Raw genomic sequence first — 23,521 nt, forward strand, 5'->3', positions numbered from 1 at the left:
GGGCTCAGTCCGCGGTTTCGGTGCGGCCGCGGCCGCGGGTCTTGGCCAGGTACAGCGCTTCGTCGGCCCGCGCCAGGGTCTCGGCCACCGTTTCGCCCGGGCGATGTTCGGCCACGCCAGCCGAGAAGTTCGCCTCCAGCGGCCCGGCCCCCGTCTCGAAGGGCGCGGCGACCACGCGGTCGCGGATGCGTTCGACGCAGACCCGCGCTCCGGCCAGCGGCGTGTGCGGCATCACCAGCAGGAACTCCTCGCCGCCGTAGCGCCCGAAGGTGGTGTCCACGTCCTGGCGGCCCAGCCAGTCGATCTTGCGCGCCGAGGCCAGCATGCGTTCGGTGAAGCCGCGCAGCACGTCGTCGCCGGCGGCGTGGCCATGGCTGTCGTTGATGCGCTTGAAGTAGTCGAGATCGATGATGCAGACCGTGAACACGTGCCCAAAGCGGTCGGTGCGCTCCTTCTCGCGGGTCAGGATGTCCATCAGGTGGCGGCGGTTGAAGGCGCCGGTTAGCTCGTCGTGCGCGACCAGGGTGCGCAGGCGCGCCATCGCCTCGGCCAGCTCGGCGTTGCGACGGCGCAGGTTCTGGCGCAAGCCGGCGACGTAGCTGCCCAGCAGGGCCATCCACAGCATGATCATCGACAGCGTCAGCAGCCGCAGCACCTCGAGCTTGCGGCGCGGGTCCTCGGCCGGGGCGTCGCGGAACTCCCACTGGATCAGGCCCCAGTAGCCGACGGCAGTGGCCGTGCCCAGCAGCAGGAACTGCCGCGTACCCAGGCCGAAGATGCCGAAGAACAGCGCCGCGAAGAACAGCATCAGCAGCACGCTGCGCGCCTCTTCGCTGTAGTGGATCATCACCAGCGCCAGCGCGACGGCGGTGGCGATCTGCGCCAGGGTCAGGCCCGGATCCTGGAAGCGCCGGGTCCAGCCGCTGCGGATGGCGAGGAAAAAGAACACGTTCACCGCGCAGGCCGCGGCCACGAACCAGGCCAGGCCGGAGAAGTCCATGCGCATCCAGCCTTCGTTCACCGCGTAGACCAGCGGCACCAGGAACATCAGGTAGGACGCGAGGCCCATCAGCTGGCGGCGCAGCAGCCGGCGCAGGTTCGGGTCGTTGCGCGGAAACAGTTCGAAGGACATTCGGACTCCCGGCCAGGCGACAGGGGCAGAGTGGCGCAGGCAGGCGGCGGCGGCAACCCTGCGGCGCAACATCCGGCACAGTCGGCGCGTTTCGTCGCCACGAACGGGATGCCGGCGACGGCGGATGCGGGTTTCGTCGCAGCGTTTCACCGCGGCCATCCCGCAGGCTAGCCTGCGCTCGTCCCCCACCCGGAGCCGCGCATGTCCCGAATCCGCCGCCCCATCGCCTGCCTCGCGCTCGCTGCCGGCCTCGCCGCCGCAGCCGCCCATGCGCAGCCCGTGCCCGCGCAGTTCGTCCACGACCAGGTGTGGCTGGTGCCGAAGGTCGATGGCCGGGAGATACGCTTCTTTACCGACACAGGCGGCGGCTTCAACGCGATCGCGCGCGAAACGGTCGACCGGCTGGGCCTGGCCACCGAATCGGTGGAGGCCGACGGGCGCACGATGGCGCTGGCGCCCTTCCCCGACTTCGACGAAGGCCAGGGTCTGCCCGTCGCGCCCAAGCACTTCATGCAGGGTCGCCTGGCGGTGGTCGGCGCGAACGAATTCCTGGCCAAGGGCGATGGCTTCCTCGGCGGCCGCTGGTTCGCCGACGGCGTCTGGGCCTTCGACTATCCGGCCGGCACGCTGGCGCGCCTCGAGACCTACACCGGCCCGGGCACGCCCGTGCCGCTGGGTTTCCAGACCAATGCCGCGGGCCAGCGCACGATGCACTTCCCGTCCATGGACATCACCGTGGACGGCGAGGGGCTGGCCGTGCTGCTCGATACCGGCGCCACCGCCACGCTTAGCGAGACCTCGGGCCCGGTATTCGGCCTGGCGCCGGGCACGGCGGTCGGCACGTCCTTCATCGAGCGCGAGGTGTTTGAGCGCTGGGTCGCGGACCATCCCGACTGGCGCGTGGTGGAAGGCGGCGACCGCATCGGCGACAAGGCCCTGCGCCTGATCGAGGTGCCCGCGGTCACCATCGCCGGCCACACCGTCGGCCCGGTGTGGTTCGCCGAACGGCCGCCGGGCGCGTTCCAGAAGTACATGGCCTCGATGATGGACCGCCCGACCTGGGGCGCGATCGGCGGCTCGGGCCTGAAGTATTTCCGCATGGTGATCGACTATCCGGCGGCCAAGGCCTGGTTCGCACCCGCGGCCGCGCCTGCCGAGCGCTGAGTCCGCGCGCCGCCGGCTTCGACTTTGGTCGTAGCCGCGCCGCCGGGGGCGCCGGCGCTACACTCGGCCATCTCCGGGGTCCGCGGCGGGAGGGCCCGTGATTCCAGGCTGGATCCTGCTGCTGGTGTCGGTCGGCTACGTCGGGCTGCTGTTCGGCGTGGCCTGGATCGGCGACCGCAAGCCGCTGTACCCGGGTCGCGACTGGCTGCGGCCGCTGGTGTATTCGCTGGCGCTGGCGGTGTACTGCTCGTCCTGGACCTTCTACGGCGCGGTCGGCACGGCGGCGAAGTCGGGCCTGGGTTTCCTGCCGATCTATCTCGGGCCGATCCTGCTGTTCGTGTTCGGCTGGCGCATCCTCGAGCGCCTGGTGCTGGTGGCACGCGAGCAGAGTACCGTCTCGATCGCCGACTTCCTGGCTGCACGCTACGGCCGCGCCCAGAACATCGCCGCCCTGGTGACCCTGATCGCGGTGATCGCCGCCATCCCCTACATGGCCCTGCAGTTCAAGGCCGTGGCGATGAGCATCGACGTGCTGTCGGGCGTGCAGGCCGGCGCCGCGCGCGAGTTCTGGGCCGACCCCGCGCTGTACGTGGCGCTGCTGCTGGCGCTGTTCGCGATCCTGTTCGGCACCCGCCAGATCGACGCCACCGAACACCACCACGGCATGATCCTGGCGGTGGCGCTGGAATCGCTGGTCAAGCTCGTCGCCTTCGTCGCCGTCGGCGTGTTCGCCATCGGCCACCTGCCGGGCAGCGAGTCGCTGCTGCTGCGCTTCGAGGCCGCGGCGCGCGACTTCGTCGCCCCGGGCATTCCGCAGGGTTTCGTCGCGCAGACGCTGCTGGCCTTCGCGGCCATCGTCTGCCTGCCGCGGCAGTTCCACGTCGCCGTGGTCGAATGCGGCGAAGTGGCCGACGTGCGCCGCGCGCGCTGGCTGTTCAGCGGCTACCTGATGGTGATCTGCGTGCTGGTGCTGCCGATCACCGCGGCCGGCCAGTTCGTGCTGGCCGGCACCGGCGCCACGCCCGACACCTACGTGCTGGCGCTGCCGCTGGCCCGCGACAACACTGCGCTGGCGCTGGCGGCCTACGTCGGCGGTTTTTCGGCGGCCACGGGCATGGTGATCGTGGCCTCGGTGGCACTGGCGACCATGGTCAGCAACGACCTGGTGATGCCGGTGCTGTGGCGCGGCAGCCTGACCGACCTGGACCAGCGCGAACACCTGGGCGCCCGCGTGCTGTGGGTGCGGCGCGTGACCATCGTAGCGATCGCGCTGCTGGCCTATGCGTATTACCGCGGCGCCGGCGAAGGCGGCAGCCTGGCGGCCTTCGGCCTTCTGGCCTTCGCGGCGGTGGGCCAGTTCGCGCCGGCGCTGATCGGCGGCCTGTACTGGCGCGGCGCCAGCCGGCGCGGCGTGATGGCCGGCCTGGCCGCAGGTTTCGCGCTGTGGACCTACACCCTGCTGCTGCCGACGCTGACCCGCGCCGGCTGGTTCGACGACGCCTGGCTGGCCACCGGCCCGCTGAACATCGCCTGGCTGCGGCCGGAGAGCCTGTTCGGCCTGCGCGGCTGGGATGCGATCACCCACGGCACCTTCTGGTCGCTGCTGATGAACATCCTCGCGTTGCTGGTGATCTCGGCGCGCTACCGGCCCAGCCTGGAGGAGCGCATCCGCGCCACGCCCTTCCTCGACCCGTATGCGCAGCGGCCGCTGGCCGCGCCCGGCGGCTGGCAGGGCAGCCTGGACACCGGCGACCTGCTGGACCTGGCCTCCCGCATCGTCGGCGAACGCCACGCGCAGCGCGCCTTCGCCGAACACGCCGCGGCCCAGGGCCGCGAGCTGGTGCGTACCGCACCGGCCGACCGCGCCCTGATCCAGTTCACCGAACGCCTGCTGGCCGCATCCATCGGCGCCGCCTCGGCGCGGCTGACGCTGACCACCGCGCTGCGCGGCTCGGGCATGGAGCTGGGCGAGGTGATGAGCCTGCTGGACGAAGCCAGCCACGAGCTGCGCTTCAACCGCGAAATCCTGTCGGCGACGCTGGAGAACCTGTCGCAGGCGGTCAGCGTGGTCGATCGCGACCTGCGCCTGGTGGCCTGGAACCGCCGCTACCAGCAGATGTTCGAATACCCCGAGGGCATGCTCTACGTCGGCCGGCCGGTGGCCGACCTGATCCGCTACAACGCCGAGCGCGGCGAGATGGGCCCGGGCGACATCGAACTTCAGGTCGGCAAGCGCGTGGCCTACCTGCGGCAGGGTTCGCCGCACGTGTTCGAGCGGGTGCGCGCCAACGGCCAGGTGATCGAGATGCGCGGCCAGCCGCTGCCCGGCGGCGGTTATGTCACCACCTACAGCGACGTCACCGACTACAAGCAGGTGGAGCAGGCGCTGCGCGAATCCAACGAGACGCTGGAGGCGCGCGTGGGCCAGCGCACGCGCGAGGCCGAGGAGGCCAACCTGTCCAAGACCCGCTTCCTGGCCGCCATCAGCCACGACGTGCTGCAGCCGATCAATGCCGCGCGCCTGTTCACCTCGGCCCTGCGCGACAGCGACGAGAGCGCCGAACAGCACCGCCTGGCCGAACGCGTCGACGCCTCGCTGCGCGATGCCGAGGAGCTGCTGGACGGCCTGCTGGACGTGTCGCGGCTGGATGCCGGTTCGCTGAAGCCCGAGCTCACCGTGTTCCGCCTGGACGAACTGCTGGCCAGCGTATCGGCGCAGTACGCGCCGCTGGCGGCCACGCGCGGCCTGGGCTTCCGCGTGCACGGCAGCCGGCTGTCGGTGCGCAGCGACCGCCGCCTGCTGCGGCGCGCGCTGCAGAACTTCGTCGCCAACGCGCTTCGCTACACCAAGGAAGGCCGGGTGATCATCGGCGCGCGGCGGCGCGGCGGCGCGGTGGAGATCGAGGTGTGGGACAGCGGCCCCGGTATTCCGCCGCACCACCTGGCGCAGATCTTCGAGGAGTTCCGCCGCTTCGAGCAGCCCTCGCCCTGGGGCGAACGTGGCCTGGGCCTGGGCCTGAGCATCTGCCAGCGCGTATCGCGCATGCTCGACCACCCGATCGGCGTGCGCAGCTGGCCCGGGCGCGGCAGCGTCTTCAGCATCCGCGTGCCAATCGCCGACACCGCCGCGCCGGCCAAACCGCCGCGCGCGCCGGTGGCGCACCGCGACCTGGCCGGCCTGCGCGTGCTGTGCCTGGACAACGACCGCGAGATCCTCGACGGCATGGAGGCCCTGCTGACCCGCTGGGGCGTGGCGGTGCGCGTGGCCGAGACGGTGGCCGCGGCGCTGACATTGGCGCAGGCCGAAACGCCGGACGTGCTGGTTGCGGACTATCACCTGCACGATGAACTGGATGGGCTGGGGGCGCTGCAGGCGTTGCGTGCGGTCTGCGGGCCGCATATTCCCGCCGTGCTGGTGACTGCCGATGGCAGTGATGCGCTCAAGCGTGCGGCGCGGGATCTCGGGATTCCGGTGCTGACCAAGCCCGTCAAGCCGGCGAGTTTGCGGGCGTTCCTGGCGGCGCAGCAGCGGCGGGTGGTGATTGGGGGGTAGTCCTATTGTCGAGAGACTGCTTTCGACCCGAAGCGGACGTCGCTCTTGGTCCGATATTACGTTGAGTTGTTTACCGGAGTCGGTGAGCCTGCGCTCCAGTGGAAACGACGCGTCGCCGGCCTCTGGCTGGCACTATTGTCGAATACATAGCCGGGGACCTTGGCGTCCGCATATACGGTAGTTGGACTAAAAAAGCATCAACACCGCCAGTCGATTGCAAAACTGTTGAACCGTTCGAAGTACATGGGAACGAAGCGCTCACTGCGTGCGATTCCATGCCTGCTCGTACTGGGCGTGGTTACTGGCATTTGCCTCCGTGTGCGGCCTCAATTCCAGCGCCTGAGAATGCTGAAAGGAAAGCACAGCGTGGCAAGAGCTTAGCGCATGCGTTCTTGCGGTTGGGGTGTCAACGCCGCCGCCCTCGCTGCGGCTTCTTCCTCTTGGAGTTTCACCAACGCCTGCAAGGCCGCCGCGCTCGCCTCTTGAACCACACGGGAATTCTCCCGCTCAGCCGCCTCGGCGCTCTCTTGAGCCGCCAACGCCGCCAAGGTCTCGTTCTGTCGGGTCAATTCCGCCAACATGGCGATCTCGCGCTCGCTCTGCTGACTGCCGGCACGGCTCTCGAACCAAGAAATGGCCACGGGCACCAAGGCCGCCAGAACGATGGCGAAAAACGACGCCACCAGGGCCCGATTGGCATGCCGATCGGTGCGTGCCGCCGCTGCCGCTGCGTCGGCCGCCTGGATGGCCATGGCGTGCTGGGCCAACGCAGACTGCTCAGCTTGGGTGCGCATGGCCAACTGGTGGCGCTCTTGCGACTCCAGCGCATCCTGGGCGGCCTGCTGGGACATCTGGATCAGTGCAGCCGACATCCGCCCCACGTGGGCCACCATGTGGTCGACATGTTGGGACACGCCCTCAGCCAGCCCAACCAGCCGCCCTACCGCTTCGGCTGTCTTCGCCGAGTGCGTCTCAATGTCGGGGAGCGGTGACCTAAGGATGTCCGGGTCTAAGGGTGGAATTCTGGGAATGAACGAGCCAGGTGGAGTTTCGAAGGGAGGCGTGCCCGGAACGATCCCTTCGTAGGCACCGCCAATCAGGTCACGCTCTCTGTTGATCCCCTTGAGGATGTCGCCGATGGATCCCTGTTCGCCATGAATGCCCTTGAGAATGTCCCCAATGGCGGTGCTGCTGTTGTCCTTGAAGAAGTTCTGGACGTCGCTCATGGTTCCCAGCATCGGGTCCAAGGATCGCCGAAGGTCTTCCAAGGCAGAGTGCAGGTGATCTGTCGCGCCCAACTGCGCCTTCAGGTCCGGCCACATCGACATAAGGCCGGCGTCCAGCATCACCGAGCTCTTCAACGACTCAAGCATGGCCTTATGTGATGCCTGGCTTTCGGCCCATGTTGTGCGCACGTGTCCGGCGATGCCCGCAACAGGGTCGTCCTTAGTCGTGTGCCCCAACACGCCCTTGAGGTAGCGGTCCGAGAACTCATCGAGATCCCGATCAGTGAGCTGTGCGAGATCGGCTTCGGACAGGGGCAGGATGTCCTTGTCGTCGTTGGGGTCGGGATAGCCGAGCGTCAAACACATAAACGCATGCGCCACGGCCCGGTCGTTCGTTGTGTCCAGCGCACCCATCTGCGCATCAAGGGCAACAACCTGGCCCGCCCGCAGTTCTGTGGCCCGCAGCACCCCGAGGTGTTCGGTCGGAACTTCAACGGCGTGCATCAACTCCCGCAACCTGTCCAGGAGCGGGTTCTTCTTGGGCTTGTCGTTCGGCTGTTCTGTCATAGTCGCTCCGTCACCACACGCGATGAGTGGAGGTCATGAACCACTCGTGGCCGCACCCCGCGCAGCGCAGCCGGCTTTTCCTCCAGACCTCCTGAATTCGCTTGTTCTTCACTCCGTGGCCGTCGTGGACCTTCATGAATCGTGTTCTCGGCTGCTCATCCCGATCGAACTCTTCGCCCCACCACCGCGTGCACTTCGGACACCGACGAATGAACCGGGCGACCCAAGAGAACAGCTTGGCAATCGCAGCGACGATCAGGAGACCCCAGACCAACAACAGGCCCCACCCGTCCTTCGATGGCTCGGAGGAGGTCGTGGGTGCAACGGGTGAGACGGCCGGCGCCATCTGCGGAGCAGGTTCCACGGCCGTTGAGTCGAGATACGCTGGCGCAGCCGGCTGGGGCACGGCGCCCGTGTCCCGCTCTGGCATCGGGAACGGGACAGGGATCTCTTCAGGCGGCTGAGCTTCGACCGGCGCAGGTACAGCCAAGGCCAACACGCCGATCCGCGCCTCATACAGCGCGGTCAGACAGGTCACATCGCCCTTGCAGGCCTTCCGATCCTTCTTGAACGCTCGGTGGTCGCGCTCGATCTTGTCCACGTGCGGCGCGGCCGCCCGATACGCCGTTCCCATGGCCCGATCCAGCGCCAGAAGTTGGGCGTTGGCGCACACCTCCTTCTCAGAGGCGTTCATGAACACCTGGGGGCACTTCATCTCCTGCGCGTGCACCGTGCCGCTGACCAGCAAAAGAGCGACTAGACACCACCTCACGCAGTGCTCTCCGTGTCTTGGGCCATGGCCTTCCGAACAGCCGACACCAGGTGTCCCCCGGACAACGGCGAACCACTGGGCGCCCCGGCAGCGCAGGCGCCGGCAGCGATCATCACCGCCTTGCCCAGGTCAGCCTTCGTGAGATCCCCGTCGCTCCAGTCGTCAGGCAAGTCGCCCAGAGCCCGGATGGCCTCCTGGCCCGACACATACTGCAGCGCGGTGAGAAACGACCACTGCAGGCCTGTGGCGCGGCGCAGCTGCGGGCCGATGTCCTTCTCCTCGACAGTCCCGGCATACAGGGACAGGACGGCCTTGGCCGCCACAATCGCCTTGGCCTGCGGCGTGAGCAGGCCTCGCCGTTTGGCAGGCGCACGCGGTGATCCACCCATACCTGCCCCTCAATACCGGCCCATGGCCGCCCCTGTCTCGATGGTATCCCCCATTGTGAAGACGGTCACCCCGGGGATATAACGGCGGCGCCGGTGGGCAAAGCCCCCGGTGTTGTGCCTGCATAGCCAATGGCTCCAGGTTCCCGATGGTCCTCAAAAGAGGCCGCGGGGTCCCCCTGACCAGCTGGAGCCTCTATGCCCGCACCGAAGCGTTTCCGCACCCGCGCCTTCCACGCCCAAAACGGCCGCTGCTACTACTGCGGCGCGCCTATGTGGCTGGATGACCCCCTCGCCTTCGCCAAGGCCTACCGCTGCACACCTGGGCAGTTACCGGCGCTGCAGGCCACGGCCGAGCACCTGGTGGCTGTCTGCGACGGGGGCAAGACGACAGCTGCGAACATCGTTGCGGCCCATCGGCTGTGCAACCGGCGGCGGCACATGGCGAAGGTGCCGTTGGCGCCTGATCGGTATCGGGAGCGGGTGACCGGGCGAGTGGCGCGGGGGAAGTGGTTCGACAATACCCTTCGTGCGCTGACCCGTCATGCCCCGCATGTTCCTAGCTAGCCTGCTTGTACGCGGTCGAACCCGATTGTGAAGTGGTTGCCATCAAACGCCTCCACCCGCCCGACCCAATCCGGTCGGGCCTTGAACGTGTTGTTGGCCGTGGACGCGTCCCCACCTGCCTCGACCAGGGCGGGGTTGTCCGTCGTGGCCACGACCACACGAATAGGCCGCTTCTCATCGAACGCGGTCTTCAGGTGACGGGCGAATTGCTCGTTGCCGAGTCCACTCCACCGCGACAGGTGGTCGCGGTAGATCCACCGTCCACCCTCGACACTGATCCGATGGCGCCACAGGCTGAGCACCGTCTCAGGCCCCACCTCTGCGGAGATGTCGTAGAAACGGTTTCGAAGCTTGGCCTTATAGCGCGCGAACTCGTCAACGATCCCCATCGGGTCAGCTCTCCACCTTGGCCTTCGATCGAACGCGGTCGGTTTCGGTCACGAAATCGATGAACGCAACGGCGGCGGCCACGGCCAGACGTGCATGGCGGGGCTGCAGGCCACGGTGCGCGCCGTCCATGCCGTGGCCCGTGCCATACAGGCCGCGCAGCCGGGCCAGGTTGTGGGTGATCGAGCTCAGGTTGTGAAGGATGAGCCTGATGTTGGCTGCGCCCTTCGCCGCATCGCTGATCCCTTCCGGCACCAGCTCCAGCGCCTTCGTGACCTTCTTCGTCAGATCCCCGATGTCCTCCGTGCGCATGAACTCCACGCCGCGCTTGGTCAGGATGGTCTTGCAGCAGGTTTCCACCAACTCCTTAGCGGTCCCGATCGCCAGCGCGGGATCCTTCTCCACCGCGTTCTCCAGTCGGTGGATCTGCTGGGCCATGGCCCCGGCGTCCAGCGACGCCGCCACGCCCCGGGCCCGTTGAACAGCGCGGGCACCGTTGTTGGTCAGGGCCTGGGGCGCGTAGCGCGGGCGGCCGGCGATACGCTCCTCGATGACGATTTCCCACCCACAGGGGCGCAGCTGGTCGTTGAAGTGGGCCACCAGCGTCTCGGCCTCCTCGCGATCGGGACGCACCACCGGGTGCACGAGCTCGCACAGGAACTGCAGGAACTTATCGGTTGGCCCGTCGACCAGGTTGAACCGCTTGTCGTGGTAGACCCAGTCCATGTCCCAGTCGGAGTTGTTGACCGTGTGCTGCCAGATGTCGCCAGCGGCGTCGGTGTAACGGGAGTCCGTGGACGGCAAGTTGGTCAGGTCGTAAATGCGCCTGAGAAACTCCACGTCATCTAGCGCCCCATACCAGACGACCTTGTCCAGGCGCAGCCCGTCGAGGATGTTGACGCGCGCCTGCCGGGGAAGCCCTGGCTCATGGGTCCGCCAGTCGGCCCGCTGCTCCAGCGCAGGCACGATCTTCGCGGCATACCACCGCTCCCCGGTGTTGGCCAACACGGTCCTGAGGCGCTCGGTGATCTGCCCTTCGAGGTTGCCGCGCTGCGCACCCAGCCGCGCGTAGTGCTCCGGCGGAACGTCCAGCGAGATCTCCCAGATTTCCGTCCCGCCGTTCCAGCCATCGTTTCCCGTGTGTTCGGCGCGTGCGGGATAGTCGCGCACGAGGTTGGCTGCATCGCTCAACCCTTCGGCCCGCAGCAGCGCGTGCACGGTGGCCATCGCCGCTTCAAGGTTCTGCTGGTTCATTCCATTCCCCGACACGCTGAACGCTAAGCTTGGCCCGGCAGCACCCGTCCGGCAAGGCACGCCATTGGGACCCATTTTGACCCCTCCACGTCGCAGACCCTGCGACATGCCGTGGGCACAATCGAGGGCCTGTTTTGGGCCAATCCCGTATCCTATGTCCGTGCCAACCCCAGCCCCCACCGACGACTCAGCCGCCCAATGGAAGGACGACCTGCCGCCATTGCGCGGCCGTGCTTGGCCCGTTCGGTGCGCCAAAACGTTCTCCGCGGCTGAGGTTGTGCTGCTGCAGCGCGGGTTCTGGCCGCGGGACATGGACGACCGCTGGGTGATCTGGCTGGAGGGCGACACGCTTCGCTGCTGGCGGTCGTGGACGCGAACCTGTCTGTATGAGGCGCTGCTGTCCCCCTTGCCTGACGGTGGCGCCACCTGCGCCGTTTTGCATGTGCTGGATGACCCCGAGCACTACCACCGCAGTCCCCAGGACGAGATTGAGCTGGATCGGTTCGATGGGGTCCTGGCGTTGCTGCTGCGCGAGACGAGAGCGGCATGAAGGAGCGCGTTGATCAGTGGCGCTTCGCGCTGGAGGGCGATGATGACCACGCCATCCGGCGACAGCTCCATTCCCTGGCGTGGAACGTGGCCAGTTTTCGATGTTTCGTGCAGGCGGTGCGCCAGCACCCTGGCGCCGAACAGGGCGCGGCGCCTCTGAACACCAACATGTTCTGGATGCTTCACGACGGGTTCTGGGCCACGACGTTCCTGAGCATCCGGCGGATGGTGGATCCATCGCCCTTCACAGGACCCAGAGGTGTGTTTTCCCTGCGGTCGGTTCTTGACGATATTCGGAGGCATCAGCCCCAGCTGACGCGGCAGGTGTTCGTGGAGGTCGTGTCAGGCCTCCCCTACGATCCCGTGCCAGTGGAAAAGGCCTACTGGGATTACGTGTTTCAGCAGCCCGCAGGCGGGGCGTTCTACGTGCCGCGAGAGCTCGACGCAGACCCCATCCACAGCCGACACGCGCAGTTCGACGTCTTGAGTGGCACCACGCCGGAGACGCGGCGGCCTGACGACCTGGTCCGCCCCGATGTGTTCGATCGACTGGCAGCACGGCTGGATCGGGCGAACGCCATCAAGGATCACGTGGACACGCGCTACGCGCATGCCGCAACACCAGACAGCCGCAAGAACCGCGGGCTGGAGACGTGGAACCTGGGCGAGGCCGAAGAGGCGCTGGCGAACCTGGCGCAAACCGCCGAACTGATCAGCCGGTGGTTCGTGTATGGGGGCATGGGTGACGTGCTGCCCACGCCGCAGTTCGATCAGTTCGAGCACTTGGACAATCCCTGGATGCCGCACGGGGACATGACTCCGCTGCACGAATCATGGCAAGCGTTTGCCGAGCTGTCCGCCCAATGGCCCATGATCGGAGACGACGAGCTCTAGTCCGGTGGGGCGCCATTCGAGGGGCCGTATTGCCGTCCATACCTTCAGTAGAAAGGACAGTCACGTTTTGTCAGTATCGATGAGAATACTTTCAGGCCGGTGGAGGCGGAACGAACTGAGTTACGGTTCTCTCGTCTTGCGTCATGTGGGGCGTCGCGAAGAATTGCCAATCTCGGTTCAACGCGTCGTAGTGGGCCCGTCTCTGATCCGGCCACTCCACGCACGGCATCAGGAGGAAGTCCTCCGAGTTGGTGTCTCCGGCGAACTTGGCCGCGTCTATTCCAATACCGATTACCTTGTTGAGGTGTGGGAACTTGTTCTTGGCCGCCCCGCATGCGACCTCCAGCAGGGTCCGCCTCTTGTCCAGATAGTCGGGCTGCTGGCGCAACGCTACCGGAACGCGCAACTGGAAAAACACATAGCCAACGTCGGGAAAGAAAGATGGCATCAGTGACACGTGCCGCATTAGGCCGGACGGATCGTCGGGGAAATTGACCACGCAGTCCTGCATCTGCTTCGACAAGGCACGCCGTGAAAAGCGGGGCTCCTTGACCATCTCGTAAATCGCGCTCTGGCCCCGCAACAGGTCGGCATTCCCACCCAGCGTACCGTCCAACTTGTTCTGGCAGGTCCTCTGGATCAGCTCGTCCCAGAAGTAGGAAATCTCGTTCACACGCCGCGTGTTCTTGTAAAGCTCGGAGCCAACGAACTGGGCCCATCCACCCTCGCCGATGTGCAGTCCCGTGAGCGGCTCATCGGGGGCAATGCGACATTTTTGGGCTGCTGGATCGAAATTCAGCAGGTAGTAGGCAAGCAGGTCCTCCTCACCGCAGTAGGACAGATCCATGCGCTCGATCGACCGCACCTTTTCGTCCAAGTAGCGGGACAGATCGGTGATCGTGTCCAACTCGCGCAGGATGATCGAAAAATTGTGGCTGTCGAACAGGTGAACTGGCTTGCTCCGCTCCAGCTGCACGTGGAATGGCCAGGGTGCTACGCCCGCATCAACATCGCTGTAACTCACAGCCAGGCTTCCGTAGAGGTTCTGCTCTGAGCTGCTCTTGCATGCCTCGGCAGCGCCATGGGCGACGACGATGTTGTGGACAATCGCCGTTGCACCATACACGTCCAGCGGGAATGGGATCGACTGCTTGGCGTCGAGGAAGATTCGACGGCCGCTGCGGATATAGCGCTCAGCTCCGTGCGCGGTGGTGACTTGGCGGTCCACGGCCCGTCGCTTCCAGCGATCCCACGCCAACAGGAGGTCGACGTCCGGCGTATCGGCATACTGCTTCTCGCGATCGAAGAACACGAACACGTGGCCTCCGAACACCGCGATAACATCACACAACTCTTTCCCGTCATCCTTGAAAGGATTGGCGTAGGTCCACAGCTTCAGAAATGACCGCTTACAGAACTCCGCGAGCATGCGCTCGGTGTCTGTCGTTCCCGCCGGTCGTTCGTGGGGCTCCATGGGCCACAGTCCTCATGTCTCCATGGATAGCATGTCACAAGCTCTGGCGAACCAGTCTCTTGCGTGAACATCCGTTGAAAAACATGTCCCACGCAGTCGGTCCAGAAGAGCCCCCTTGCCCCACGAATAGGCCCCACTGGAGCCAGCCGTCGAAGCTGCTGCTTGTGCTGGCTGACACGACCGTCGGTTCCGGTCGAGGCTGACCAAGCCGCTGGTGCTGACCGCGGTAACGCCCTGGTAGTTGGCCACCTCCGCTTCCGACCCATAGCGGACATCGCGCCCGCAAGCCCCGGTGACGTTGGCATGCCTGTGCCAACCGGGCGCTCCCGGTTCTCGCCTACAGTCGATCCAAGGGGCTGACCGTCTCCCGAATCGTTTGATGGACGTGGGTGTAGATCATCGTCGTCTTCAGGCTGCGATGGCCCAGAAGCAGCTGGATCGTGCGGATATCGGTCCCATCGGCGAGCAGGTGCGTCGCGAAGGAATGGCGAAGCGTGTGCACGCTGGCGTGCTTCACGACCTTGGCCGTGACCAGTGCAGCTTTGAAGGCCCGCTGCACAGTGGTCTCGGAGGCATGCCAGCGAAGCCAGCGGGCGGTTTCCGGGCAAGCGCGCTGTGTCCTGGACGGGAAAACGAACTGCCACGCCAGGCTGCGGGAGGCACTCGGGTACTTACGATGCAGGGCCCCCGGAAGCGGCGCATGCCCTCGGCCGCGGGCCAGGTCGTCCTTGTGGAGCGCGGCCACCCGCAGCAGATGCTGCTGCAGAGGGGCCCGCAGGCTGACCGGCAGAAGGCTGGTGCGATCTTTGCCGCCCTTGCCACTACGGACGTGGATTGTTCCGGCATGCAGGTCCAGGTCTTTCACCCTCAGGGTCATCGCCTCGGTGACCCTCAGTCCTGCCCCATAAAGCAGTTCGGCCATGAGGCGCGTGGTCCCCGAGAGGCGGGCCAACACGTCCCGGACTTCAACCACCGTCAGGACCGTGGGCAAGCGAGCCTGGCGTTGGACACGCCGGAGCCCTGTGAGCTGGCCGACGTCGATGTCCAGGACGTCTCGGTACAAGAAGAGGATGGCGTTGAGCGCCTGAGACTGCGTGGACGCGGCTACCTTCTGGTCGCTCGCCAGGTAGTTGATGAATGGCGTGATGCCGTTGGCGCCGACCGCGACGGGATGTTGCTTGGCATGGAAGTAGATGTAGCGCCGGATCCAATAGCAGTAGGCATCTTCCGTTCGCCGGCTGAGGTGGCGACGCCGGCAGACCTGGGAGACGCGATCCATGAGGCGCGGGGGTTGGGGTGAGGCGGGGGTGTTACCCCAGTTCGGTAGCTCCGGTGGGGTGGTGGGAAAAGCCGCAAGATAGCCGAAAGGGGCGGACCCGCGGCGTCCGGGTTTGCGTCGGATTGTTTACCGGACAAGCTCGGCCTAAACTCCGGGAGAATCATCGGCTTGCGGGGCAAAGACCCGCACACCGATCGGATGTATAACCGGACGCTGGCGTCCGCATATTCGGTAGTTAGGCCTCAGATGCGCGAGTTTGAGCAGGTGCTGAGACTGGACGATTGGTACGACGGCCCCCGCAATGGCCTCGCGCTCTATCTCGGCCATCCGCATATCTTCAGGTCCCGCAGACTCGACGTAACCGAGTACCGGGATGACTTCGAGTCGGCTGACATTTTCGAGCTCGTCCCAACAGAAGACCTGGACGCGCCTCCAGTCTTGGCTTCGGCGCACTTCCGGCGAGTCCCTGACAGCACCAGCTCCGGGTGGGAGGTGTCTTGGAGCGTCATTGAGCTACCATCAGCCTAACTAGTCATTCAAGCCGACGCCTTCGGCGCGGCTTAACTAAGGCGTTAGAAGTTTGCCGATGCGTGTCCGTATCTCCATTGCTGCGTCTCTCCTTCTCACTGGCTGCGCTACGACGGGCGAGTTCACTGCGATCTCCGTCGACCGGCTTCCGGGCTACGGTAATACACCTTCCTATACGGTAGAGGTACGTAGAGACGGTTCGGTGAAATACGAAGGAAGAACCAATGTTAAGGAGGATGGCGTCGAGTACGGCTCGATCACCACAGAAGACTGGATTCTTCTGGAGGCGGCACTTAGTGGTTCCGGGTTTTCGAAGATGCAAGACAGCTACGGCAACAGTTCGGTTGGCTGCACGTCAACCTGGAATCACCATCCGACGATCAAAGTTACAGTTACTCGTGGGCAATCATCAAAAACAGTCTCCTACTACACCGGCTGTTGGGGCCTGCGAGAAGGGAGCATCATTTCGTGGCTGGCCGACACGACGGACATGGTTGCCGGATCCGGCAGGTGGGTCTACGAGACCCTTGAAGACTTCTAACTAGTCATTCAAGCCGACGCCTTCGGCGCGGCTTAACTAAGGCGTTAGGCCTCATGGATGAAATTCTTGGCACCGCCCACACTTGGTTCCTGGAGTCGTATCAGCAGGGACCTTATGGAGATCTGGTAATTCGGCTGGTCGAGGGCATCAAGGGTTCTGAGCGGAAGCCAGTGCACGTCGACAACAAGGTGCTCGGCCCATATTTCCCCGTTACGATCGAACCAAGCAGTCGTTGCGTCGCCTTGCGCTTCAAGAGTGTGCGGGCGGTATTTACGTTCGTGGAATCGTTCGACACTGGGTCGCTTGGACTGGCGATGCCCCAAGGCAAGTTTGTGCATCGCGTCGACGAATCAGAGTTCCGGCACTTCGTTGGAAAAGCCACTGCGGCGGTTGAGGAATACAAGGGTGAGTTTACTGAGTGGTTGATCTGGACAGAGGATCAACTTTTCCAAGTGATCGCCAGCTCTCCTCCAGAGATACTGCTCGAGGCTACCGCACCAGACTTGTCAATCAAGCGTGGCAATACGTGGTCTGCGAGCTAGCAGCTTGAGGCCTAACCAATCATTCAAGCCGACGCCTTCGGCGCGGCTTAACTTAGGCGTTCTGCATGACGCGAATGTCCGCTTCTGGCCGAAAGCGGACCCCGTGAATCTAGACGCAGCCTTCGCTGGTGAGCAGGTCGCAGCCCACATCAAACCCTCTATCCACGAGAAGTTTCGTTCCGCAACCAGCGGCACAAGATCTCAACTGCCGGGTTTCCCTCGGCACGCGGCCCACGCACGATCCAGAACGCATAGGCATTCTCCACCGCCAGCCCAAACGGCCTGACCAGCCGGCCGCGCTGCAGATCCTCCTCGACCAGCGGCCCCACGCCCAGCGCCACGCCATGCCCGGCCACCGCGGCTTCCTGCGCCAGGTAGATGCTGGCGAACACCGGGCCGCGGCTGGCATCCACGCGCGGGGCGCCGGCAGCTTTCAGCCACGCGGCCCAATCCGGCACGCCAGCGCGGCCGGTGGCGCTTTGGTCGTGCAGCAGGGTGTGGCGGGACAGGTCGTCTGGAGTCGCGAGGGGCGGGTGGCCTTCGGCCAGCAGCGAGGGCGCGCAGACGGGGAACACCGGGGCGTCCATCAGGTGCTCGGCGTGGGCGTCGGCGTAGCCGCCGGGGCCGTAGCGGATCGCGACGTCGATGCCGTCGCGGGTGAAGTTGGCGTGCTCGTTCCCGGTTTCGATGTGCAGTTTCAGGTCGGGGTGTTCGCGGTGCAGGCGGTGCAGGCGCGGGGCCAGCCATTTGGCGGCGAAGGATTCCATGGTGCTGATGCGCAGGGTCGCGGCGGTCGGCGCACCCACCTGGTCCAGCGCGCGGTCCAGCTGCCCGAACAGGTCGCCCAGCGAGGCCGCCAGCGCCTTGCCCTCGCCGGTCAGTTCGACCACGCGGTGGCCGCGGTGGAACAGGCCCACGCCCAGGTAGGCTTCCAGGCGCTTCACCTGGTGGCTGACCGCGGCCGGGGTGACGAAGAGTTCGGCGGCGGCGGCCTGGAAGCTGAGATGCCGCGCGGCCGATTCGAAGGCCCGCAGCGCGGTGAGCGGAACGGCGTGGCGGGGCTTCACGGTTGCGTCGGACGGGCGGTGGGTTGGGCCGCATCCTAACAAGTTATTTTTTCTAATGCGGGCGCGAAAACTTGTCGTTTGTCGCCGCGCCGGGCGCTGAAGATCATCCCGCCATCGAAACCACGGTGGCCCGGCATGAGATACGAAGCCCTGCATCCCGACGTGCTGATGTTCGTCGGCGACGACCACGAATCGGTGGCCACCGCCTTCCTCGACGGCGACGAGGTGTTGCTGGTCGACGCGCTGGGCAGCCTGGAAGACGCGGCCTGGATGCACGATGTCCTGTGCCGACAGATGGGCAAGACCGTGCGCCTGATCGTCGCGACCCACTACATGGGCGACCACATCGCCGGCCTGTCGCTGTTCCCGGAGGCCCTGGTCATCGCCCACCGGCTGCACCGCCACGGCTTCCTGTCGCAGAACCGGCGCGACGATGCGCTCTACCGCGCGCCGCGCGTCCAGTTCGACACGGCGATGCGCCTGCGCTGGGGCCGGCACGACCTGGTGCTGCACCACAACCCCGGCAAGACCGTCGACCACCTCTGCATCGACGTGCCCACGGCCGACCTGGCCTGCGCCGGCGACAACATCGTCGGCAACATCGTCTACCTGTCCAAGGCCGACCCGGCGATGATCCGCGGCGCGATCGCGCGCATCCGGCAGCTGGGCCGCGGCACGATCATCGGCGGCCACATGGGCTGTTTCCCGGCGCGCGTGCTCGACCACGCGACCCACTACCTGGATCGGCTGCAGGACACGGTGATCCGCATCCGCGCCGCCTTCCCGCCAGCGGAAGCCCAGGCACGCATCGGCGCCATCGCGATCGAAACCTGCCTGGCGCCGCAGGTCGAACCCATGGCCTTCGAGCGCGAGTGGCACCAGCGCAACCTGGAGGTCATCGTCGCGCAGTCGACCTTCGAGTTCGATGCCGCACTCGCGGCGCGCGAGGCCCGCGCATGAGCCGCGACGCCGCGATGTCCGGCCGCGGGCTCGGCCGCCGCGAGTTCCTGCTCGGGAGCGCGGGACTCGCCGCAGCGGCCATTCTGCCCGGCGGCCCGGCAAGCGCGGCGACGGGCGAGCCCGGCCTGCGCATCCAGCGCCTCGCCTGGGCCGGCATCCGCCTGCAGCTGCCGGCCGCGACGCTGTTCATCGATCCCCTGGTCAACCCGCAGGCCTGGGGTTCGGCACTGAAGGACCCGCTGGTCGCCGTCGACGATGCGGTGGGCGAACGTTTCATGCTGGTCACGCACGCGCACCCGGACCATTTCGACGCCACGGCGGCGGCCGCGATCCTGGACAAGGGCGGCGTGCTCGCGCATGCGGCCGGCCTGGCGCCATCGCCGGTGCCGGAATCCGCGCGCACGCGGCCGAGCCCGCCCTGGGAACCGCAGCTGCTGGGCGATTTCACCGCCACGCCGGTGCCCGCGTCCGACGGTTACGGCGACCCGCAGGTGTCGTGGGTGGTATCCGCCGGTGGCCGCCGCATCTTCCACGGCGGCGACACGCTCTGGCATGGGCACTGGTGGCGCATCGGCCGCCAGTTCGGGCCCTTCGATGCCGCCTTCCTGCCGGTCAACGGCGCGCGCTTCGGCTGGCGCAAACCCGTCAGCGGCCAGCCCGGCGTGCTGACGCCAGAGCAGGCGGTGGCTGCAGCGACCATCCTCGGCGCACGCCGCCTGGTGCCCATCCACTACGGCATCACCGGCCTGGCCGAATACGTCGAGACCGAGGATCCGATCGGCCGCCTGCAGCGGGCCGCACGCGATGCGCCGGTTTCGATCCAGGTCGTCGCGCCCGGCGGCTGGGTGGACTGGGCGGCGTAAGGCGTCGCCTGCATCCGCCCGGCGGACCCGGGCCGGTTCAGCCGCTGCGCAGCAGGAGCGGCAGGCGTCGGGCGGTGGGGTCGTCGCCCGCGCTGACGATGGCAAAACTGACGTGCTGCTCGGACCAGTACTGCGCCAGCAGTCCGCCATCGCGGCGTTCGCCGTCGCGGGGCAGGCGGCCGCGCGGGCGCACGTACACGCCCACGCGCGCGCCCGCGCGGTCCCGGTATACCAGCATCACCGCGGGGCCCTGTTCGGTGGACAGCAACTGGCCGCCGAGCAGCTGGTAGCCGGCAGGCGTGAGATCGGGCACGCGCCCGGCCTCGCCGAAACGGCCGACCAGCCAGCGGTCGAGTTCGGCTGCATGGTCGCCGCGGAACTCCATCGGCAGGACGTCGCTTTCGACGACCTGGCGATAGGCGGCCACCGCATCGGCCATCGGCATGGACCGCGCCGCATCGAAGTCGCGCACCGCCCAACCCAGCACCCCGCCCAGGCCGATCGCGCCGACCAGCGAGGCGGCCAGGGCCAATCGCCGCCGCCGCCGGGCCCGCAGGCGCCTGCGGATGGCCGCCGGCTGGAGTGCGGGATTGTCGGGCCACGCCTCGGCATTGGCGCTCAGGGCGCGCAGGGCCTCGGCATCGCGCTTCCAGGCGTCCACCTCCTCGGCCCGGTCGGGATGGGCGTCGAGCCAGGCCTGGATCTCCGCGCGCCGGGCCGGCGCCAGACGGCCGTCGACGTAGGCGTGCAGTTCGTGTTCGGCGGGTTCACCGATGGGGCGCGGCTCGTTCATCGAAGGATTCTCAAGCTGGGTGGGGGCAGGCCGGCCGCGTCCAGGCGTCGCAGCGCCTGCCGGGAGCGCGAAAGGCGCGACATGACGGTACCGATGGGAATGCCGAGCACCTGCGCCACCTCGCCGTAGGCCAGGCCCTCGACGCTGACGAGCATGAGCAGGGCGCGCTGCTCCGACGGCAGGCGCGCCAGCTTCGCCAGCGCCGAGCGCGCATCGAAGACCTGGTCGGGCGTCGGCGCGCCGGCTTCGTCATCGGGCGCGACCAGGCCGGCGATGCGCCGCCAGCGCGCCGCGCGGCGGTGCTCGTCGACGAACTGCCGGTACAGGATGGCGAACAGCCAGGACTGGAGCGCGTCGTGCTTCCGGCGCTGGCCGCCGTGGGTCAGCGCGCGCTCGAGGGTCGCCTGCACCAGGTCGTCGGCAGCGGCGGGGTCGGACACCAGCGAGCGGGCGAAACGGCGCAGGCGCGGGATCAGTTCGCGCAGGGCCTCGTCATCCAGCGGGAGCGGTTCGGTCGTGGCCATGGCGAAGTCCGGCGGTTTGGCGTAGGACGTTCCACAGGCCCGATTATTCCGCCCATTGCCGCCTCCGGGCCAGGCGCCTGCGCGTGGGAATAAGGGCGCCCGTCGCTCGTCCTACCGCAAACCCACCTGGAACCGCGCCATGACCGCACCCGAGACACCCCCGCCCCCGCGCTGGCCGCACCTGCCGGCCTACCTGGGCATCGCCGCCGTCGTCGGCGGGCTGGCGCTGGCCCTGGCCTGGACCGCGGGCTGGCTGGCGCCGAGCCGCGTCACTGCGCCGCGGCTGGTGGATGCGATCGAGAACGGCAAGCCCTTCGCCGGTTTCCGCCGTGCGCATGCCCGGGGCGTCTGCGTGGCGGGGTATTTCGAACCGGCGCCCGGCGCCGCCGCGTGGTCGAAGGCGCGGGTCTTCAGCCAGGCGCGCACGCCGGCGCTGGGCCGCATGTCCATCGGCGGCGGCGACCCGCTGGGCGCCGAGGCGCAGGCGCGCGTGCGCAGCCTGGCCCTGCAGCTGGACACCGACGACGGCCAGCAGTGGCGGCTGGCGATGAACAGCTTCCCCTTCTTCGCGGTGGCGACGCCGCAGGCCTTCGCCGAACAGATCGTGGCCTCGCGGCCGGATCCGGCCACCGGCAAACCCGACCCGGCGACGATGCAGGCCTTCCTCGAGCGCCACCCCGAAGCGCGCAACTTCATGGCCTGGGCCGGTTCGGCGCCGTGGTCGGACAGCTTCGCGAACACCGCCTACCACGGCGTGCACGCCTTCCGCTTCACCAATGCCGACGGCGACGCGCGCTTTGTGCGCTGGACCTTCGTGCCGCAGGCGCCGTTCGCGCCGCTGGCGCCGGAGCAGCGCCAGGCCGCGGAGGCGGCTTACCTCACCGACGAACTCGCGGCGCGGCTGGCCCAGGGCCCGGTGCGCTGGACGATGGAGCTGATCGTGGCCGAACCCGGCGATGCGATCGAGGACCCGTCGTCGCCCTGGCCGGAGACGCGCCGGCGCGTGGCGGCCGGCAGCTTCGTGCTCGAACGCGCCACCGACCAGGCCGGCGGCGACTGCCGCGACGTCAACTTCGACCCGACCATCCTGCCCTCCGGCATCGCCGTCTCCGGCGACCCGGTGCTGGCGGCGCGCGCCAGCGCCTATGCCGCCTCGTTCAAGCGCCGCCTGCGCGAGCAGGCCGCCGGGGAGAAGGAATGATGGCCACGAACACGCACTTCGACCGCACCGCGCGCTGGCTGCACTGGGCCATGGCCGCGATGATCCTGGCGATGATCTTCATCGGCGTGGGCATGGTGGCCTCGCTGGAGCTGCGCCCCTGGCTGATCGACCTGCACCGCCCGCTGGGCCTGCTCGTGCTGGTGCTGGCGCTGCTGCGGCTCTGGCATCGCCGCCGCCATCCGCCGCCGGCACTGCCGGAATCCCTGCCGCCGCTGCAGGCACGGGCCGCCCGCGCCTCGCACTGGCTGCTGTACGCGCTGATGTTCGCGATGCCGCTGCTGGGCTGGGCGATGTCCTCGGCCGGCGGCTACCGCGTGGTGCTGCCCGGCAGCCGGGTGCTGCCGGCGCTGGCGCCGGCCGACCCCGCGCTCTACACCTGGCTGCGCGACGCGCACGGCGTGCTGGGCTATGCTTTCTTCGCCCTCATCCTGCTGCATGTCGCCGGCGCGCTGTACCACGCCTGGGTGCGCCGCGACGGCGTGTTCGAGGCCATGGCGCGGAGGCCTCGCTGACGCCCGGATGCGGGCACGCCCTTCGGTGCGATCCCTGAGGGACCTGCGCGGGTCACGATGAAAATAAGGCGCCTTGCGCACGCGTCGCCTCAGGCGACGTCGGAGCCCTGGCTCGCCTCCGGGTCCACCGCCAGCCGCCCCGCCATCAGCACCGCCTGGGTGCGGTTGTTGGCGCCGAGCTTGCGCAGGATCGCGGTCATGTGTGCCTTCACCGTCGCTTCGGACACGCCCAGGGCGTGCGCGATCTGCTTGTTGAGCAGGCCGCTGCCGAGCATGCCCAGCACGCGGAACTGCTGCGGGGTGAGTTCGCGGATGCGGTGGGCGATGTCGGCTTCCTCGGGCGCCAGGCCCTCGGCGCCATCGGCCTGCGCCGGCACCCAGGTGCCGCCGTCGAGCACCGCGGCCACCGCGTCGCGGATCACCGCCGGGCTGGACGACTTCGGGATGAAGCCGGCCGCGCCGTGTTCGAGCGCGCGCCGCACCACGTTCGGTTCTTCGCGCGCCGAGACCACGATCACCGGCAACTGCGGCTGCACCGCGCGCAGGTGCACGAGGGCGCTGAAACCGTGCGCACCGGGCATGTTCAGGTCCAGCAGCACCAGGTCGGCGTCGGGATGGGCCTCGGCGCTGGCGAACAGCGACTCGGCGTTTTCCGACTCGATCAGCGCGGCCTTGGGCAGCAGCTTCGCCACGGCGCCCTTCAGGGCTTCGCGGAACAGCGGATGGTCGTCCGCGACCAGGATCGTCGGCGTGGCGGCGGTCACC

General features: G+C 67.5%; 23 protein-coding genes. 11 read left to right on the top strand and 12 right to left on the bottom strand.

Features of this window, described 5'->3' with window-relative positions:
* Positions 1–4 precede the first annotated feature (4 nt).
* Positions 5–1,132, bottom strand: coding sequence for a GGDEF domain-containing protein (locus E1B00_RS12495; RefSeq protein ID WP_176693244.1), 1,128 nt, complete (start codon positions 1,130–1,132; stop codon positions 5–7).
* A gap of 201 nt (positions 1,133–1,333) precedes the next feature.
* On the opposite strand from E1B00_RS12495, the gene E1B00_RS12500 reads away from it, so the two are divergent.
* Complete coding sequence (locus E1B00_RS12500; RefSeq protein WP_176693245.1) at positions 1,334–2,296, top strand: pepsin/retropepsin-like aspartic protease family protein; 963 nt, start codon at positions 1,334–1,336, stop codon at positions 2,294–2,296.
* A 97-nt stretch (positions 2,297–2,393) separates the two neighbouring features.
* Positions 2,394–5,849: a hybrid sensor histidine kinase/response regulator gene (locus tag E1B00_RS12505; protein WP_139449280.1), complete on the top strand. Its 3,456-nt coding sequence runs from the start codon at positions 2,394–2,396 to the stop codon at positions 5,847–5,849.
* Positions 5,850–6,226: 377 nt separating this feature from the next.
* Here E1B00_RS12505 and E1B00_RS12510 read toward each other — a convergent pair whose 3' ends face one another.
* The 3 genes from E1B00_RS12510 to E1B00_RS12520 form a co-directional block, all read right to left on the bottom strand.
* Positions 6,227–7,642, bottom strand: coding sequence for a hypothetical protein (locus tag E1B00_RS12510; protein ID WP_139449282.1), 1,416 nt, complete (start codon positions 7,640–7,642; stop codon positions 6,227–6,229).
* Between the two features lie 10 nt (positions 7,643–7,652).
* Complete coding sequence (locus tag E1B00_RS12515) at positions 7,653–8,342, bottom strand: lysozyme inhibitor LprI family protein (protein WP_139449284.1); 690 nt, start codon at positions 8,340–8,342, stop codon at positions 7,653–7,655.
* Between the two features lie 68 nt (positions 8,343–8,410).
* Entirely contained in the window at positions 8,411–8,737 is a 327-nt protein-coding gene (locus tag E1B00_RS12520; protein ID WP_139449286.1) for a hypothetical protein, read from the bottom strand.
* 261 nt (positions 8,738–8,998) lie between these two features.
* Between E1B00_RS12520 and E1B00_RS12525 the strand changes: the two genes are divergently transcribed.
* The gene (locus tag E1B00_RS12525; RefSeq protein ID WP_139449288.1) at positions 8,999–9,367 is read left to right on the top strand and encodes an HNH endonuclease; all 369 of its coding nucleotides are present in this window, start codon (positions 8,999–9,001) and stop codon (positions 9,365–9,367) included.
* Here E1B00_RS12525 and E1B00_RS12530 read toward each other — a convergent pair.
* Both E1B00_RS12530 and E1B00_RS12535 read right to left on the bottom strand, forming a co-directional pair.
* On the bottom strand, positions 9,364–9,756 hold the full coding sequence (locus E1B00_RS12530; RefSeq protein ID WP_139449290.1) for a hypothetical protein: 393 nt from the start codon (positions 9,754–9,756) through the stop codon (positions 9,364–9,366). The genes E1B00_RS12525 and E1B00_RS12530 overlap by 4 nt on opposite strands.
* A gap of 4 nt (positions 9,757–9,760) precedes the next feature.
* A complete protein-coding gene (locus E1B00_RS12535) occupies positions 9,761–11,008 on the bottom strand; it encodes an abortive infection family protein (protein WP_139449292.1) in 1,248 nt (415 codons plus the stop codon).
* A gap of 310 nt (positions 11,009–11,318) precedes the next feature.
* Between E1B00_RS12535 and E1B00_RS12540 the strand changes: the two genes are divergently transcribed.
* Together E1B00_RS12540 and E1B00_RS12545 are read left to right on the top strand one after the other, a co-directional pair.
* On the top strand, positions 11,319–11,558 hold the full coding sequence (locus E1B00_RS12540; RefSeq protein WP_139449294.1) for a hypothetical protein: 240 nt from the start codon (positions 11,319–11,321) through the stop codon (positions 11,556–11,558).
* Complete coding sequence (locus E1B00_RS12545) at positions 11,555–12,451, top strand: hypothetical protein (protein WP_139449296.1); 897 nt, start codon at positions 11,555–11,557, stop codon at positions 12,449–12,451. The genes E1B00_RS12540 and E1B00_RS12545 overlap by 4 nt, the downstream gene beginning before the upstream one ends.
* Positions 12,452–12,542: 91 nt before the next feature.
* On the opposite strand, the gene E1B00_RS12550 is transcribed toward E1B00_RS12545, so the two are convergent.
* Together E1B00_RS12550 and E1B00_RS12555 are read right to left on the bottom strand one after the other, a co-directional pair.
* Positions 12,543–13,925, bottom strand: coding sequence for a hypothetical protein (locus tag E1B00_RS12550; RefSeq protein WP_176693248.1), 1,383 nt, complete (start codon positions 13,923–13,925; stop codon positions 12,543–12,545).
* Positions 13,926–14,262: 337 nt separating this feature from the next.
* Positions 14,263–15,204: an integron integrase gene (locus E1B00_RS12555; protein WP_139449298.1), complete on the bottom strand. Its 942-nt coding sequence runs from the start codon at positions 15,202–15,204 to the stop codon at positions 14,263–14,265.
* Between the two features lie 586 nt (positions 15,205–15,790).
* On the opposite strand from E1B00_RS12555, the gene E1B00_RS12560 reads away from it, so the two are divergent.
* Together E1B00_RS12560 and E1B00_RS12565 are read left to right on the top strand one after the other, a co-directional pair.
* Positions 15,791–16,273: a DUF6438 domain-containing protein gene (locus tag E1B00_RS12560; protein WP_139449300.1), complete on the top strand. Its 483-nt coding sequence runs from the start codon at positions 15,791–15,793 to the stop codon at positions 16,271–16,273.
* 53 nt (positions 16,274–16,326) lie between these two features.
* A complete protein-coding gene (locus E1B00_RS12565; RefSeq protein ID WP_139449302.1) occupies positions 16,327–16,815 on the top strand; it encodes a hypothetical protein in 489 nt (162 codons plus the stop codon).
* 158 nt (positions 16,816–16,973) lie between these two features.
* Here E1B00_RS12565 and gcvA read toward each other — a convergent pair whose 3' ends face one another.
* Positions 16,974–17,882, bottom strand: coding sequence for a transcriptional regulator GcvA (gene gcvA / locus E1B00_RS12570; protein WP_176693249.1), 909 nt, complete (start codon positions 17,880–17,882; stop codon positions 16,974–16,976).
* A gap of 135 nt (positions 17,883–18,017) precedes the next feature.
* Between gcvA and E1B00_RS12575 the strand changes: the two genes are divergently transcribed.
* Positions 18,018–18,842, top strand: a complete 825-nt coding sequence (locus E1B00_RS12575) for an MBL fold metallo-hydrolase (protein WP_139449306.1) — start codon at positions 18,018–18,020, stop codon at positions 18,840–18,842.
* The gene (locus E1B00_RS12580) at positions 18,839–19,705 is read left to right on the top strand and encodes an MBL fold metallo-hydrolase (RefSeq protein ID WP_220396285.1); all 867 of its coding nucleotides are present in this window, start codon (positions 18,839–18,841) and stop codon (positions 19,703–19,705) included. Before E1B00_RS12575 ends, E1B00_RS12580 begins: the two co-directional genes overlap by 4 nt.
* A gap of 37 nt (positions 19,706–19,742) precedes the next feature.
* Here E1B00_RS12580 and E1B00_RS12585 read toward each other — a convergent pair whose 3' ends face one another.
* On the bottom strand, positions 19,743–20,498 hold the full coding sequence (locus E1B00_RS12585) for an anti-sigma factor family protein (RefSeq protein WP_139449308.1): 756 nt from the start codon (positions 20,496–20,498) through the stop codon (positions 19,743–19,745).
* Positions 20,495–21,022, bottom strand: a complete 528-nt coding sequence (locus tag E1B00_RS12590; RefSeq protein ID WP_139449310.1) for an RNA polymerase sigma factor — start codon at positions 21,020–21,022, stop codon at positions 20,495–20,497. The genes E1B00_RS12585 and E1B00_RS12590 overlap by 4 nt, the downstream gene beginning before the upstream one ends.
* 139 nt (positions 21,023–21,161) lie before the next feature.
* Here E1B00_RS12590 and E1B00_RS12595 point away from each other — a divergent pair, with 139 nt between their 5' ends.
* Together E1B00_RS12595 and E1B00_RS12600 are read left to right on the top strand one after the other, a co-directional pair.
* Positions 21,162–22,223 carry a catalase family peroxidase gene (locus E1B00_RS12595; RefSeq protein ID WP_139449311.1) on the top strand — a complete coding sequence of 354 codons (1,062 nt, stop codon included), beginning with the start codon at positions 21,162–21,164 and terminating at the stop codon, positions 22,221–22,223.
* Positions 22,223–22,756, top strand: coding sequence for a cytochrome b (locus E1B00_RS12600; protein WP_139449313.1), 534 nt, complete (start codon positions 22,223–22,225; stop codon positions 22,754–22,756). The genes E1B00_RS12595 and E1B00_RS12600 overlap by 1 nt, the downstream gene beginning before the upstream one ends.
* An 89-nt stretch (positions 22,757–22,845) precedes the next feature.
* On the opposite strand, the gene E1B00_RS12605 is transcribed toward E1B00_RS12600, so the two are convergent.
* On the bottom strand, positions 22,846–23,520 hold the full coding sequence (locus E1B00_RS12605) for a response regulator transcription factor (RefSeq protein WP_139449315.1): 675 nt from the start codon (positions 23,518–23,520) through the stop codon (positions 22,846–22,848).
* Position 23,521: the final 1 nt, after the last annotated feature.

The organism is Arenimonas terrae, assembly GCF_006265115.1.
GTDB lineage: Bacteria > Pseudomonadota > Gammaproteobacteria > Xanthomonadales > Xanthomonadaceae > Arenimonas > Arenimonas terrae.

Coding starts and splice junctions, on each gene's coding strand:
- E1B00_RS12525 (WP_139449288.1), top strand. CDS start 8,999: ATGCCCGCACCGAAGCGTTTCCGCACCCGCGCCTTCCACGCCCAAAAC.
- E1B00_RS12600 (WP_139449313.1), top strand. CDS start 22,223: ATGGCCACGAACACGCACTTCGACCGCACCGCGCGCTGGCTGCACTGG.
- E1B00_RS12510 (WP_139449282.1), bottom strand. CDS start 7,642: ATGACAGAACAGCCGAACGACAAGCCCAAGAAGAACCCGCTCCTGGAC.
- E1B00_RS12550 (WP_176693248.1), bottom strand. CDS start 13,925: ATGGAGCCCCACGAACGACCGGCGGGAACGACAGACACCGAGCGCATG.
- E1B00_RS12595 (WP_139449311.1), top strand. CDS start 21,162: ATGACCGCACCCGAGACACCCCCGCCCCCGCGCTGGCCGCACCTGCCG.
- E1B00_RS12575 (WP_139449306.1), top strand. CDS start 18,018: ATGAGATACGAAGCCCTGCATCCCGACGTGCTGATGTTCGTCGGCGAC.
- E1B00_RS12500 (WP_176693245.1), top strand. CDS start 1,334: ATGTCCCGAATCCGCCGCCCCATCGCCTGCCTCGCGCTCGCTGCCGGC.
- E1B00_RS12495 (WP_176693244.1), bottom strand. CDS start 1,132: ATGTCCTTCGAACTGTTTCCGCGCAACGACCCGAACCTGCGCCGGCTG.
- E1B00_RS12545 (WP_139449296.1), top strand. CDS start 11,555: ATGAAGGAGCGCGTTGATCAGTGGCGCTTCGCGCTGGAGGGCGATGAT.
- E1B00_RS12590 (WP_139449310.1), bottom strand. CDS start 21,022: ATGGCCACGACCGAACCGCTCCCGCTGGATGACGAGGCCCTGCGCGAA.
- E1B00_RS12540 (WP_139449294.1), top strand. CDS start 11,319: ATGGACGACCGCTGGGTGATCTGGCTGGAGGGCGACACGCTTCGCTGC.
- E1B00_RS12560 (WP_139449300.1), top strand. CDS start 15,791: ATGCGTGTCCGTATCTCCATTGCTGCGTCTCTCCTTCTCACTGGCTGC.
- E1B00_RS12535 (WP_139449292.1), bottom strand. CDS start 11,008: ATGAACCAGCAGAACCTTGAAGCGGCGATGGCCACCGTGCACGCGCTG.
- E1B00_RS12580 (WP_220396285.1), top strand. CDS start 18,839: ATGAGCCGCGACGCCGCGATGTCCGGCCGCGGGCTCGGCCGCCGCGAG.
- E1B00_RS12555 (WP_139449298.1), bottom strand. CDS start 15,204: ATGGATCGCGTCTCCCAGGTCTGCCGGCGTCGCCACCTCAGCCGGCGA.
- E1B00_RS12585 (WP_139449308.1), bottom strand. CDS start 20,498: ATGAACGAGCCGCGCCCCATCGGTGAACCCGCCGAACACGAACTGCAC.
- E1B00_RS12565 (WP_139449302.1), top strand. CDS start 16,327: ATGGATGAAATTCTTGGCACCGCCCACACTTGGTTCCTGGAGTCGTAT.
- E1B00_RS12530 (WP_139449290.1), bottom strand. CDS start 9,756: ATGGGGATCGTTGACGAGTTCGCGCGCTATAAGGCCAAGCTTCGAAAC.